Genomic DNA, 13,566 nt, shown 5'->3' with positions numbered 1-13,566 from the left:
AACGGCGCGGCCCGGGCGATCGTCCGGGCCGCTTCCCGACCCCGTACCCGTCTAGGAGATCCCATGGCCGACGAAGCGAACTTCTACCGCCTGCGCGCAGAGGCCGAACAGGCCAATGCCGACGCCGCCCTCCTCGACAATGTCCGCGAGCGTTGCACGCGGGCCGCCAATGCCTGGGGCGCGATGGCCGCCCGTGCCGAGCGCACGCAGGTGCTGCGCGATACGCGCAAGGCCACCACCGAAGCCGCGAACGACTTGGCGGCGAACGCCGTCCCCGCGAACGGCGCGGCGAACGATCTCGCGCATGACGACGAAGACGACGACGTCGCGCACGACAAGCCTTTGATGATCGGCTGATCCGGAACACGGATCGGCTCCGGTCCGTTCCTGTCCTCCTACGCAGCGAGGGATGAACGGTCATGAATTACGGGAAGATGGGCCTGGGGCTCGCCGCCTTTGCGGTCGGCGCGGCGGCCTGGGTGGTGGGCGTCGGCAAGTTCGGGCCGAAGCCCGGCAGCGGCGCCCGGCCCGGCGGAAACGCCGCCCGCTCGCCGGCGAACACGATGCCGGGCGTGGGCGCGGTCCCCGGCGACAGCGTCACCGCGCCGATCGACCCGCGCCCCGCCGATATGGCGGCGGCCCCGGTCGGCATGGCGGAACAGCCCAAGCCCGCGCCGAGCGGCCATTCCGATCCCGGTGCCGAGCACGTCCCCACCGATCTGATGGGCGATCACCGCCCCGCTCCCGGCGACCGGGCTCCCGAAGCCTTCCGGCCCGATCCCACCGCGGTGCCGACCGCAGACGAGCGCGAGGCGCTTCGCCCGGCGACCGGGCCCGCCCCCACGCTCGTCGCCGATCGCGGCAGCGGCTTCACCGAGGCGACCGGCGCGGCCTGACGCCGCTCTGACCCCTCGTAATGTTGGAAGCGCTGGGTTAACCGGAGCGGGTCCTTGCGAAAGCCCCGTCCATGCTCCGTCCCGCGCTTCCCCTCGTTGCCCTGATCCTCGCGGCTAGTCCCGCATCCGCACAGGTCCACCGGTTCGCCGCGCTCGCGCTTTCGCCGGCGGGCGACCGGATCGCGGACGTCGAGAGCGGCGACGCGGATCACGGCGCGATCATGGTGCGCGGCCTCGACGGCGCGATCCTGCGCAAGATCGATCCGTGCGCGGCGTGCAGCTATTCGGGGCTAACCTTCGGCCCCGACGGCACGCTGGCCTTCCTGGCGCGGGATCGCGCGGCGGGCGTGGTGCGGCTGTCGGTCGCCGATGCGCGCGGCGCCCGGACCATCGCCACCATCGGCGGCATCGCGCAGACGCCGCGCTTCTCGCCCGACGGCCGCCGCATCGCCTTGCTGGTGACGCTGGCCGCCAACAAGGAGGCGGGGGCTTCGCAGGCGGGCGTCCGGCAGGTCGGCGAGATCGGCGAGGCGAACGACGAACAACGGCTCGCGGTCTTCGACATCGGTGGCACGGTGGCGGCGAAGGACGTGGCGCCGGTCTCGCCCGCCGGCCGCTATGTCTATGAATATGACTGGACGCCCGACGGCGCGGGCTTCGTGGCGACCACTGCGCTCGGCAATGGCGATGCGAACTGGTGGGTGGCGACGCTGGACGCGATCGATGCGCGCACCGGCACCGTCCGTCCCATTGCCAGGCCGTCGACCCAGGCCAATTACCCGCGCGTCTCGCCGGACGGGAAGACCGTCGCTTATATCGGCGGCCTGATGAGCGACTTCGGCTCGGTGGGCGGCGATATCTGGACGGTGCCGATCGGCGGCGGCACGCCGACCGACCGGACGCCCGACTATAAGGCGAGCGTCACCTCGCTCGACTGGACCCGCGGCGGTATCCGCGCGACGACGCTCGCCGGCGCCGAGCAGCAGGTGATCGCGTTCGATCCGGCCAAAGGGCCGGCGGTGCTGTGGAGCCGCCCCGCCAGCCTGGCCGCGGGCGACGGCCGCGCCGCCTACAGCGCGGACGGCCGGATCGCGGCGAGCGTGGTGCAGGATTTCGAACATGCCCCGGCGATCCAGGCGGGGCCCGTCGGCGCGATGCGCGCCGTCACCCACGACAATGATGCGGTGGCGCCGATCGTCGCGTCGCGCAGCATAACCTGGCGCAACGAAGGCCATGACGTGCAGGGCTGGCTGCTGACGCCGCGCACGCCCGCGTCGGGCAAGCGGGCGATGGTGGTCGACGTGCATGGCGGGCCGGCGGCGGCGCATGTGCCGGGCTTCGTGACGCCGGGTGGCCTCGGCGACCTGATCGGCGCGGGCTATGCCGTGTTCCTGCCCAATCCGCGCGGCAGCTACGGCCAGGGCGAGGCGTTCACCGCCGCCAACCGCCGCGATTTCGGCGGCGGCGATCTGCGCGATATCCTGTCGGGGATCGACGCGGTGGAGAAGGTCGCGCCGATCGACGATGCGCGGCTGGGGCTGATGGGCGGCAGCTATGGCGGCTTCATGGCGATGTGGGCCAACACGCAGACCAACCGGTTCAAGGCGATCCTGGCGGCCGCGGGCCTGTCGGACTGGACGAGCTATTATGGCACCAACGGGATCGACCAGTGGATGATCCCCTATTTCGGCCAGTCGCTCTATGCCGATCCCGACATCTACCGGAAGCTGTCGCCGATCACCTATGTGACGCGCGCGAAGACGCCCACCTTCATCTCGGTGGGGGAGCGCGACATCGAGGTGCCGCCCACCCAGTCGGTCGAATGGTGGAGCGGGTTGAAGGCGATGGGCGTGCCGACGTCGCTCGTCATCTATGCGGACGAGGGGCACGGCATCCGCGGCGCGGCGAATGCGGCCGATGTGCGCCGCCGCTCGCTCGCCTGGCTTGCCCGTTATTTGGGGCCGGCGAGGCCGTAGAGCGGCTTGCCCGAATCCTTCCACCGGTCGAGCACCTGCGACGCGGGGGGCAGGTTGTCGGTGGGCGCGGGTGTCGGGCGGATCGTGCCGCTGTCGCGATAGGCGGGCTGCACCGTGGCGGCGGGCGTAACGGGCGCAGGAGCGGCGGCGGGGGCGGGCACGATCGTCGCGAGCGCCACCGGCGGCGCGGCGACCGGGACGTGCGGCCCCGGCACCGGCTCGCCGCCGTGGTAGTGCTGGCTGAAGGCGGCGGCAGTGCCCCAATAGCCCTTCCACCGGTGAAAGAAATGCGCGCCCACCGCATCGGTCATCACCAGCGCGCGGTTCCAGGCGGGGGTTACCGCATAGGTGTGATAATGCGTGGCAAGCCCCACCGGCGCGAAGACATACCCCGCCAGCGCCGCGCCCGCGACATGCGCCGCGCGCGCCCAGCCGGCGCGCGACGGCACGCGTGCGGTGGCGCCGTCGCAGGCGAAGCTGAACTGGCAGCCGGCATGTTCGGAGCCCTGATAGACGACGCCGCACACCGTCGCGGGGAAGGCGGGGTGGCGAACGCGGTTGAGCACCACCTGCGCCACCGCCTGCTGCCCGGCATCGGGTTCGGAAGCCGCCTCGTAATAGATCGCGGCGGTCAGGCATTCCGCCGCCCGCGCCCGGTCCGTGGCACCACCGGCAAAGGCGAAGGGCCGCGCGGGAACGACGCCGGTGTTCGCCGCCACGATCGCGGCGGCCATGGCGGCCGGAATGGGCAAGGCGGGCAACGGCGCGGTGCCCGTCGTGCCGCGGGCCGGCGCCGCCATCGCCGGGCGCGGGCCTTCGCCGGCATAGAGCAGCGCCGCGCCCGGGAAATGCGCGTCCGCTTCATAGCCGCTGGCCGTAGCACCGATGGTCGCCGCGGCCGGCGCGGCATGATCCGCCTCGACCGCCCGCCACGCCGCATGCGCGATCATGGCCAGCAGCGCCGCCAGACCCAGCCCGGCCAACACCAGCCAGACCCGAGTCACCACCCGCCATGTCGTCGCCCGAACCCGCATCCGCGCGGCCCTAGCCGATCGCGCCGCCGCCGTCCGCCTGCGAATGCGGCCCGTCCCGCTCCGGGGCGAAGAGGGCGCCCGGCAATGTTCGGCGGATCATCGCAGCGCGGGCACGTCGAGCTTCAGCGCGGCGGACGGGATCACCTCGAGCTGCGGATAGACCTTACGCAGCGCGGGCAGGAACTGCCGTGCGTCGCCCGCCACGACGATGCTGGCGGGTGCGGGATCGAGCAGCGCGACCGACACTTTCTGCTCGGCATCCGCATCCACCGCCTGCACGCGATCGGTGAAGCGCTGCAGTTCGGCAAGCGGCACGTCCTCCTCGACATAATTGGCGAGCAGCCCGGCGGCACCACCCGTCGTCTCGATCGTCGCGCCGAAATTGCCGACGAGCACCGCCTTGCGCGTCTCGATCTCGCCGGGCGATGCGGGCGCTGCGCCCATCGCGCGCATCTGCGCGACGATCAGCTCGACTACTTCGGCGGCAGACGGGTTCTTGGTCTGCGTGCGTGCGGCGATCAGGCCGGGTTCGCGGCGGGCCTGCATGCTGCTGCCCGCCCCATAGGCCAAGCCGCGCTTGATGCGGATTTCCTGGTTCAACCGCGACGAGAAGCCGCCGCCGAGGATCGTGTTGGCCAGGGCAAGCGGATAATAGCGCGGGTCGGCGCGCGCGATCCCGGTGCGCGCCACGACCACGCCGGCCTGGCCCGCATCGGGCATGTCGACCACGATCACGCGTGGGGCAGGTGCCGCGAGTGGCGGCGCCATGGGGGCCGCCGCGGCATCGGCGACATGCCAGTCGGCGAACCGCGCATTGGCGAGCGCGATGGCCTTGGCGGGCGTGATGTCGCCGACGAGGATCAGCGTGGTGCGCGCCGGCACCCAGCTCCGCCGATAGCTCGCCGTCAGGTCGCCCCGCGTGATCGCGGCGAGCGAGGCGGGCGTTCCTTCCAGGGGGGCGCCATAGGGATGCGCGCCGAACACCGCGCGCGAGGCGGCAAGGGCTGCCACCTGCGCCGGGTTCTTCAGCGCGACGCCTGCTGCATCGACGGCCTGCGCGCGGGCGCGTTCGATCTCGGGCGCGGCGAAGGCGGGGTTGCGCGCGACATCCGCCAGGATGTCCATGGCGGGGGCGAGCTGGTCCGACTTCACCGTCACATCGATCGTCGCGCCGTCGCGGTCCGCATCGCTGCCGATCGATCCGCCGAGCGACTCGATCGCACGCGCGATCTGCGTCGCGGACCGAGTCGCGGTGCCCTTGGTGAGCAGCGTGGCCGACAGGCTGGCCGCACCCGCGGGCGCGCGCGTGTCCGCCGCGCCGCCGCGCGCGACCAACGTCGCCGTGACGAGCGGCAGGCCGTGGCGTTCGAGCGTGACGAGCCGGATGCCGTTCGCCAGCACCGTCTCCACCGGCTGCGGCACGTTGGGTTTCACCGCCGCCGCGACTGGCGGCAGCGAGGCGCGCTCTGCAGCGCTCGCGGGGGTGACGATCGCGACGTCGCGGGGCGGGGCGAGGTCGGCCACGACGACGCTGGGCGAGACCGCGATCGTGTCCGCCACCGCGCTGGCCGGTTTGCTCTCGATCGGCAGATAGCGGATCGTCACCGCCTGATCGTCGGCGAGATAGGCGCGCGCCACGCGCTGCACGTCGGCGGCGCTGACGGTCGCGATCGCGGCGAGCTGGCGGTCGGCATCGTGCGGGTCGCCATCGATGATGGCGGACGAGGCGATGGTGCGCGCCTTGCCCTCGGCGGTCTCCCGGCTCCTGAGCGTCGCGGTGACGATCTGGTTCTTCGCCTGCGCCAGATCGGCCGCGCTCACGGGCGTGTCGCGCAGCGCCGCGATCTCGCGCTTCAACGCGGCCTCGCCCAACGCGACGTCCTTGCCGCCGGCCATGATCGCATAGACCGCGAGGTTGCCCGTGCCCTGCTTGGTGTCGAGGCTGGCCGCCGCATCCTGCGCGAGCTGGTCGCGATAGACGAGCGACTGATAGAGCCGCGAGCTTTCGCCGGTCGCCAGGATCGTCTGGAGGACGGTCAGCGCCGGCACGTCGGGCGCGCGATCGGGCGGCACGTGATAGCTGAGCAGCACGGCCGGCAGCGGCGTGTTGGCTTCATAGACGGTGTAGGACACTGCATGCGTGCGCGGCGGCTCGACCACCGTGACGCGGGGGATCGGTGTGGAAGGCCGCGCGATCCCGGCGAAATACCGGTCCACCCATGCGTTCAGTTGCGCAGGATCGAAATTGCCCGACACGACCAGGATCGCATTGTCCGGCCGGTAATAGGTCGCATGAAACGCGCGCACATCGTCGATCGAGGCGGATTCGAGGTTGGGGATGCTGCCGATCGTCGAGCGCGCATAGGGATGGCGCGTGTACGAGGCGGCGGACAGATCGACCGAGAACAGCTTGCCATAGGGGCGGGCGAGCGTGCTCTGGCGCAACTCCTCCTCGACCACGGCACGTTCCGAACCGAAGCTCCTGGGCTCGACGACGAGGCTCGCCATCCGGTCCGCCTCGGCAAACAGCAGCCGCTGGAGGTGGTTGGCGGGAACCGTCTCGTGATATTCGGTATAGTCGTCGTTGGTGGAGGCGTTGTTGTTGCCGCCGACATCCTCGGTCAGGCGGTCGAACTGTTCGGAGACGAGGTTGCGCGTCGCCTTGAACATCAGATGCTCGAACATGTGCGCGAAGCCCGAGCGACCCTTGGGATCGTCCTTCGAGCCGACATCGTACCACATCTGGATCGCCACGTTGGGCGTCGTCGTGTCGCGGATCGCATAGACGCGCAGCCCGTTGCCGAGCGTGCGTTCGGTGAACGCGATCGGCGGTACCGATGCCGGCGCCGGCGCGGCGATGACCGGCGCGGCGATGCTGCCGATCAGCAGCGCGGCGAGCGCGCGACGCAGGCTCACTGGTCCTTGGACCGGTTGGCGAACAGCACCGCGCCCGCGATCGCCGCCGAACCGATCCCGACGCCCAGCCCGATCTTGGCGAGCGGCCAGCTCTTGGCCTTGCCCGTTACCGCCTTGGCGGCGGCTTCGCTGCGCGCCTTGGCCTCCTTGGCAGCGGCGAGGATCTCGTTGGGGGCGTCGTCGGTCGAATCGGTCACGCGGGCTCTCCGGAATGCGAAGCCGCGCCTGCATACAAGGCGCGGAATTGGTTGGCGAACAGGGTGAGTGTCTGCGCCGCGATCGCCGTGCGCAAGTCTGCCATGAGCGTTTCGTAGAACCAGATATTGTGCTCGGTCATCAGCATCGCGCCGAGCATCTCGCCGCTGCGCACCAGATGGTGGAGATAGGCGCGGCTCCAGGTCGCGCAGACCGGGCAGGGGCAGGCGGGATCGAGCGGCCCCTGATCCTCGGCGAACCGGGCGTTGCGGATGTTGATCGGGCCGGTCCGTGCAAAGGCCTGGCCGGTGCGGCCCGAGCGCGTGGGCATCACGCAGTCGAACATGTCAATTCCGCGCTCGACCGCGCCGACGATGTCGGTCGGCTTGCCGACGCCCATCAGATACCGCGGCTTGTCGGCGGGCAATTGATCGGGCGCGAAATCGAGACAACCGAACATCGCCTCTTGCCCTTCGCCCACCGCCAGGCCGCCCACCGCATAGCCGTCGAAGCCGATCGCGGTCAGCGCATCCGCCGAGGCCTTGCGCAGGCCCTGGTCGAGCGCGCCCTGCTGGATGCCGAAGATCGCCGCGCCCTCGGCATGCGCGCCGCCGCCGTCGAACGCGTCGCGCGATCGCCGTGCCCAGCGCATCGAACGCTCCATGGCCGCGGCCTGCACTTCAGCCGTCGCGGTGGTCGGCACCAGCTCGTCGAACGCCATGACGATATCCGAGCCGAGCAGCCGCTGGATCTCGATCGAACGCTCCGGCGTCAGCAGGTGCCGCGTGCCGTCGAGATGCGACTTGAACGCGACGCCCTCCTCGCTGCGCTTGGTCAGGTCGGCCAGGCTCATCACTTGATAACCGCCGGAGTCGGTCAGGATCGGGCGGTCCCACCCCATCAACGCATGCAAGCCGCCCAACCGCGCGACCCGCTCGGCGCCGGGGCGCAGCATCAGGTGATAGGTGTTGCCGAGGATGATGTCGGCGCCCGACGCAGCGACGTCGGCGGGCTTCATGCCCTTGACCGTGGCTGCGGTGCCGACCGGCATGAAGGCGGGGGTGCGGATCGTGCCGCGGCGCATCGCGATCGCGCCGGTCCGTGCACGGCCATCGGTCGCCGCGATCGTGAAGGAAAAGCGGCTCACCGGCGCTTCTTCCGCCCGCCCGCGTCGTCCGGCAGGCGTGGCGCGCTCGCGCGGATCGTCACCAGCTCGGTGCGGGTGAGCGCGCCGTCCCGATCGACGTCCAGCCGCTGGAAGATCTGCGCGAAGCGGCCTTGCAGTTCGGCGAGCGTGATCCGGTCGTCGCCGTTCGTATCCACCTCGAACGGGCTCGGCAGCGCGTTGGCGTCGCCCAGCCAGCGCTTCGCCCACTCGGCATAGGCGATATAGCCGATCGAGCCACCGGCCGCGCCGTCCGCGGTCGCGAAGCTGCGCGCCACGCACGGATCGAGCTCGGCGCGGGTGACGCGCGCATCGCCATCGGCATCGCAGGCAGCGATGAACATCGCGGCGGGATCGACCAAGATGGTGCCGGCGGGTTGCGGCCGGACGGGCGACGCGGCGGGAACCGCCTGCGCGGCAAGCGCGAGGATCAGGAGCATGACCGCCTCATGACAGCCGCCGCGCCGCGCCGCCAGCGGCGTTTTCGGAAGGTCGGAGGCACGCCGAAGATGGAGCGGGTGAAGGGAATCGAACCCTCGTCGTAAGCTTGGAAGGCTTCTGCTCTACCATTGAGCTACACCCGCGTGCCTCACCCGGTTAGCCGGGGCGGGGGCGGGGTGCAAGCGGGGGAATGTTTCATGGCTTGCTTACCATTCCCCGCTAAGCCGTGAAGCCATGGATCACGACATGATAGGCGGCTCTGCGACCATGGCCGATCCCCGTCCGCCGTCCGCGGTCAGCCGGGGCGCGGGGCTGGCGGGGCTCGCGGGGTTGCTCGCGTGGCTGGGGCTGGCGGTGCTCTGGCATCTCGACGGGCCTTATTCGGCGCTGGTCGATCTGGCCGCCTGCGCGGTGCCGATGATCGGCTGGTCGCTGCTGGTCAACAAGGTCCACCGCCATCCGAGCACCGGAATCGACTGGCATGCGCCACGCCCCTGGCGCGAGACGCTGGACACCAGCCTGACGAAGCTTGCGGGCTATTGGGCCACCTGGGCCGGCATCGCGGCGATCTACGGCACGTTCCGCTTCTACTGGAGCGGCAATTGGGTGTTCGCGATGGCGTGTTTCTCGGTCGCCGCGCCCGTGATGTTCGTGGGCTCGATCGCCTATGTGCTGTGGCTGGACCGGCGGCTCGTCGCGCCGCGCGACGGCGCCTGGGCGTTCGGCGCATGGCTGACGGGGCAGGATGGGGTCGACCGCGCCGCGCTCTACAACCATTTGCGGATCTGGGCGGTGAAGGCGTTCTTCCTGGCGTTCATGCTGGCGGGCGTGCCGGGCAATTTCGGGCCGTTCGTGCGCAACGCCGGCACGGGGCTGTTGGCCGATCCGGTGTCGCTGGCGAACGCGCTCGTCGGGTTCATGTTCGTGATCGACATGGTCTTCGCGACGGTCGGCTATATCCTCACCTTCCGCCCGCTCGATTCGCACATTCGCACCGCCAACCCCTATGCCGCGGCCTGGGTGGCGGCGCTGCTCTGCTATCCGCCAACCAGCCTGATGGGCGGGGGTTCGTTGTTCGATTACGGCGTCAACGGCCGCGACTGGGCGTTCTGGTTCCAGTTCCACCCGGTGCTGCTGTGGAGCGCCGGCGCCGCGCTCGTGGTGCTGGCGGGCATCTACGCCTCCGCCACCGTCGCGTTCGGGCCGCGCTTTTCCAATCTCACCAACCGCGGGATCCTGACGCACGGCCCCTATGCCTGGTCGCGCCATCCGGCCTATCTTTCCAAGAACCTGTTGTGGTGGCTTACCAGCGTGCCGGTGCTGACGATGGGCAGCACCACCGACGCGATCCGCGCGACCGTGCTGATGGGGGTGGTCAGCGGCATCTATTACTGGCGCGCGAAGACCGAGGAGCGGCATCTGTCCGCCGATCCGGCCTATGTCGCCTATAGCGCATGGATGCAGCGCAACGGCGCGGTGCCGCTGGTCTTCGCGTGGTTGTGGGGACGGCGCCCCCGCGCCGCGGCCTAGAAGCTCTCTTCGTCGTACACGTTGCTCACGTCGCCGCCCCAGGCGCCGTGATAGCGATCGAGCAGGCTCTGCGCGGGCACCTTGCCCGTACGCACGATTGCGCGCAGCGGATCGAGGAAGCCGGTCTCGTTGTCGCCCGCACGGTTCGTCCGCCCCCGCGCCGACAGCCCGGCGCTCGCGATGTCGAGCACGTCGCTGGCGATATCGCGCAGCCGTCCGCCGCCCGGCAACGGCGCGTCCAGCGCGAGCCGCGGCACCGCGTCGCGCAGCGCCTGGCGCTCGTCGATCGTCCAGCCCTTGACCAGATCCCATGCCGCATCCAGCGCACCCTGATCGTAGAGCAGCCCCACCCACAAGGCCGGCAGCGCGCAGATCCGGTTCCACGGGCCGCCATCGGCGCCGCGCATCTCGAGAAAGGTCTTCAGCCGCACCTCGGGGAAGGCCGTCGACAGATGGTCGTTCCAATCGTCGAGCGTCGGCTTCTCGCCCGGCAGCACCGCCAGCTCGCCCTTCAGGAAATCGCGGAAGCTGTGGCCCGCCGCGTCGATGTAGCGGCCGTCGCGATAGACGAAGTACATCGGCACATCGAGCGCATATTCGGCATAGCGTTCGTAGCCGAAGCCATCCTCGAACACGAAGGGCAGCATGCCGGTGCGGTGCGGATCGGTGTCCGACCAGATATGGCTGCGATAGGACAGCATGCCGTTGGGCTTGCCCTCGGTGAACGGCGAATTGGCGAACAGCGCGGTCGCGAGCGGCTGGAGCGCCAACCCGACGCGGAACTTCTTCACCATATCGGCTTCGGACGAATAGTCGAGATTCACCTGGATCGTGCAGGTGCGCAGCATCATGTCGAGCCCCATGGTGCCGACGCGCGGCATATGGTTCAGCATGATGACATAGCGGCCCTTGGGCATCCGCGGCAGCTCGGCGCGCGTCTTGTCGGGCCACATGCCGAGACCCAGAAAGCCGATCCCGAGCTTCTCGCCCGCGGCCTTCACCTGCTCCAGATGCCGCCCGGTCTCGGCGCAGGTGTCGTGCAGGCTTTCGAGCGGCGCGCCCGACAGTTCGAACTGGCCGGCGGGCTCCAGGCTGATGCTGCCGTCGGCGCCCGACATCGCGATGACGTGATCGCCCTCGTACACCGGCTTCCAGCCATATTGCTCGAGTTCGCCGAGCAGCGCGCGGATGCCGCCGGCCTCGTCATAGGAGGGCGCGTGATGATCGGCGCGCGCATAGACGAACTTCTCGTGCTCGGTGCCGATCCGCCAGCGGTCCTTGGGCTTCTCGCCCCGGGCGAAACTCTGGATGAGCTGGTCGCGCGATTCGATGATCGGCTTGGGCGTGGCAGTCGTCATGATCCGCGCCTTACGCTGCGATGAACGGGGCTGCTAGGCCTATCGAGCGTGCGCACGATCGCGCACGCTACCAGTCGCCCGCCGCCGCCATCCACAGCGATACCGCCGCCGCAGCGGCGGTGTCGGCGCGCAGGATGCGGGGGCCGAGACCGATGCCGATCGCCGCGGGGCAGGCGCGGATCGCGGCGCGCTCGTCATCGTCGAAGCCGCCTTCGGGGCCGATCAGGATCGCCGCCGGGCCGGGGCGATCGCGCATCGCCGCCAGGGCGGGCAGACCGCCGGTCTCGTCGGCGAAGAACAGCGCGCGTTCGGCGGGCCAATCGCGGAGCAGCGCGCCCAGCTTCACCGGCTCGGCGCAGTCGGGCACCGCGGTGCGGCCGCATTGCTCGGCCGCCTCGATCATGTGCGCGCGCAGACGTTCGGTGTTGGGTTTGTCGATCACGGTGCGGCGGGTGAGCGTGGGAACGAGCCGCGCGACACCCAGCTCGCACGCCTTTTCCGCCAGCCAGTCGACGCGGCCCTTCTTCAGCGGCGCGGCGCACAGCCACAGATCGGGTACCGGCTCGCGCGGCCGCAACCGCTCGGTCACGTCGAGCACCAGATCGCGCCGGCCGACGCTCTGCGCGACGCCCAGCCATTCGCCGGTCTCGCCGTCGAACAGCTTGACCGGATCGCCCACCCGCATCCGCATCACGCCGGCGAGATAATGCGCGGCCGGCCCGTCGAGCGCGAGGGCCCCGAGCGACAGCGGCGAGGCGACGAAGAGCCGCGGCGTCGATCGCGGCGGCCAGGCGGGGGTGGCGGGCATGGCACCCCGTAACAAATCCGCCGGGCCACGGGGAGGGGGGCGGTGGCGGTGGCGGCTATTCCGGCTCGGCAGGAGGTTTGCGCCGTCGCCAGAGGCGGCGCACCAGCCAGACGACCAGCGCCAGCGCCACCAGCCCCAGCAGCGCGACACCCGCGACGACGCCGGCGACGCGGAAGATCGCCCAGAACAACGCCTCCACGAAGCGGCCGACGGCGACCGACAGGCCGATCATCGAGGGGGCAAAGGCTGCGGCATCGTGCGCCGTACGTAACCATTCCGGGGTTGCGCGCCAAACGCCGTGTTCCTAACCGGCGGCATGGCCGAACAGATCGTTCCCGATAGCGAACATGGCGGATTGGTCGGGCGCCTGCCGCGACGGATGCGCGGCCTTGCGCTGCTGGCGCGGTTCGATCGGCCGATCGGATGGTGGCTGTTGTTCTGGCCGGGCGCCTGGGGCGTGGCGCTGGCGGGCGGCGCGGTGCGGCGCTGGGATCTGCTGCTCTGGCTGCTGATCGGCAGCATCGCGATGCGCGGGGCGGGGTGCGTCTATAACGACATCGTCGATCGCGATCTCGACGCGCAGGTGGCGCGCACCCGCGCCCGCCCGATTCCCAGCGGGCTAGTGTCGGTGCGGACGGCATGGGCGTGGCTCATTGCGCTGTGCCTCGTCGGGCTGATCGTGCTGGTGCAACTTTCGCCCGTGGCGGCGGCGGTCGCGGTGGCGAGCCTCGCGCCGGTGGCGGCCTATCCCTTCATGAAGCGCATCACCTGGTGGCCGCAGGCATGGCTGGGCATCGTCTTTTCCTGGGCGCTGCCGGTGGGCTGGATCGCGATCCAGGGACGCGCCTCCTGGCCGATGGCGCTGCTCTACGCGGGGTCGATCGCCTGGGTGATCGGCTATGACACGATCTACGCGCTTCAGGACCGCGAGGACGATGCGTTGATCGGCGTGCGCTCGTCCGCGCTCGCGATGGGCGCGCATGTGCGGGAGGGCGTGGCCGGCTTCTATGCCGTGGCGATCCTGCTCTGGGCGGGAGCGTTCTGGCTGGTGCGGCCCGATATCCTGGCGCTCGCGGCGTTGCTCCCGGTCGCGCTCCATCTCGGCTGGCAGGCCGCGACGCTCGCGCCCGACGACGGCGCGGGCGCGCTCGCGCGGTTTCGCGCCAACCGCTTCGCCGGGCTGTTGATGTTCGCAGCCTGTCTGGTGGTGGGCACGGCGGGGTAGCGCGCCGCGCCCCGCGTCCCTA

At 70.6% G+C, this 13,566-nt stretch carries 13 protein-coding genes and 1 tRNA gene; 5 read left to right on the top strand and 9 right to left on the bottom strand.

Annotated features, from left to right (window positions below; genetic code table 11):
* Window positions 1-63: 63 nt before the first annotated feature.
* From L8H00_RS13500 to L8H00_RS13490, 3 genes are all read left to right on the top strand, one after another.
* Window positions 64-357, top strand: a complete 294-nt coding sequence (locus tag L8H00_RS13500; RefSeq protein ID WP_242097818.1) for a hypothetical protein — start codon at window positions 64-66, stop codon at window positions 355-357.
* Between the two features lie 62 nt (window positions 358-419).
* The gene (locus L8H00_RS13495; RefSeq protein WP_242097817.1) at window positions 420-896 is read left to right on the top strand and encodes a hypothetical protein; all 477 of its coding nucleotides are present in this window, start codon (window positions 420-422) and stop codon (window positions 894-896) included.
* Window positions 897-967: 71 nt separating this feature from the next.
* Entirely contained in the window at window positions 968-2,872 is a 1,905-nt protein-coding gene (locus L8H00_RS13490) for a prolyl oligopeptidase family serine peptidase (protein WP_242097816.1), read from the top strand.
* Here the strand turns inward: L8H00_RS13490 and L8H00_RS13485 are convergent.
* The 6 genes from L8H00_RS13485 to L8H00_RS13460 form a co-directional block, all read right to left on the bottom strand.
* On the bottom strand, window positions 2,848-3,906 hold the full coding sequence (locus tag L8H00_RS13485; RefSeq protein WP_242097815.1) for a cell wall hydrolase: 1,059 nt from the start codon (window positions 3,904-3,906) through the stop codon (window positions 2,848-2,850). The genes L8H00_RS13490 and L8H00_RS13485 overlap by 25 nt on opposite strands.
* A gap of 96 nt (window positions 3,907-4,002) precedes the next feature.
* Entirely contained in the window at window positions 4,003-6,822 is a 2,820-nt protein-coding gene (locus L8H00_RS13480) for a pitrilysin family protein (protein ID WP_242097814.1), read from the bottom strand.
* Window positions 6,819-7,019, bottom strand: coding sequence for a hypothetical protein (locus L8H00_RS13475; protein ID WP_242097813.1), 201 nt, complete (start codon window positions 7,017-7,019; stop codon window positions 6,819-6,821). The genes L8H00_RS13480 and L8H00_RS13475 overlap by 4 nt, the downstream gene beginning before the upstream one ends.
* Window positions 7,016-8,164, bottom strand: coding sequence for a tRNA guanosine(34) transglycosylase Tgt (gene tgt / locus L8H00_RS13470; RefSeq protein WP_242097812.1), 1,149 nt, complete (start codon window positions 8,162-8,164; stop codon window positions 7,016-7,018). Before tgt ends, L8H00_RS13475 begins: the two co-directional genes overlap by 4 nt.
* A complete protein-coding gene (locus L8H00_RS13465; RefSeq protein WP_242097811.1) occupies window positions 8,161-8,622 on the bottom strand; it encodes an EF-hand domain-containing protein in 462 nt (153 codons plus the stop codon). The genes tgt and L8H00_RS13465 overlap by 4 nt, the downstream gene beginning before the upstream one ends.
* 70 nt (window positions 8,623-8,692) lie before the next feature.
* Window positions 8,693-8,766: transfer RNA gene (locus tag L8H00_RS13460), tRNA-Gly, on the bottom strand.
* A gap of 103 nt (window positions 8,767-8,869) precedes the next feature.
* Here L8H00_RS13460 and L8H00_RS13455 point away from each other — a divergent pair.
* Window positions 8,870-10,153 (top strand): isoprenylcysteine carboxylmethyltransferase family protein, encoded by a 1,284-nt coding sequence (locus tag L8H00_RS13455; RefSeq protein ID WP_242097810.1) that lies wholly within the window; start codon window positions 8,870-8,872, stop codon window positions 10,151-10,153.
* On the opposite strand, the gene L8H00_RS13450 is transcribed toward L8H00_RS13455, so the two are convergent.
* From L8H00_RS13450 to L8H00_RS13440, 3 genes are all read right to left on the bottom strand, one after another.
* Window positions 10,150-11,511, bottom strand: coding sequence for a glutamate--cysteine ligase (locus tag L8H00_RS13450; protein ID WP_242097809.1), 1,362 nt, complete (start codon window positions 11,509-11,511; stop codon window positions 10,150-10,152). The two genes, L8H00_RS13455 and L8H00_RS13450, sit on opposite strands and share 4 nt — an antisense overlap.
* Before the next feature lie 67 nt (window positions 11,512-11,578).
* A complete protein-coding gene (locus tag L8H00_RS13445; RefSeq protein ID WP_242097808.1) occupies window positions 11,579-12,319 on the bottom strand; it encodes a 16S rRNA (uracil(1498)-N(3))-methyltransferase in 741 nt (246 codons plus the stop codon).
* A 55-nt stretch (window positions 12,320-12,374) separates the two neighbouring features.
* Complete coding sequence (locus tag L8H00_RS13440) at window positions 12,375-12,551, bottom strand: hypothetical protein (RefSeq protein ID WP_242097807.1); 177 nt, start codon at window positions 12,549-12,551, stop codon at window positions 12,375-12,377.
* Window positions 12,552-12,635: 84 nt separating this feature from the next.
* Between L8H00_RS13440 and ubiA the strand changes: the two genes are divergently transcribed.
* Window positions 12,636-13,544, top strand: coding sequence for a 4-hydroxybenzoate octaprenyltransferase (gene ubiA / locus L8H00_RS13435; protein WP_242097806.1), 909 nt, complete (start codon window positions 12,636-12,638; stop codon window positions 13,542-13,544).
* Window positions 13,545-13,566 lie beyond the last annotated feature (22 nt).

Source organism: Sphingomonas sp. CROZ-RG-20F-R02-07 (genome assembly GCF_022662335.1).
Lineage (GTDB): Bacteria > Pseudomonadota > Alphaproteobacteria > Sphingomonadales > Sphingomonadaceae > Sphingomonas.
This window is presented reverse-complemented; position numbering and strand designations above follow the sequence as displayed.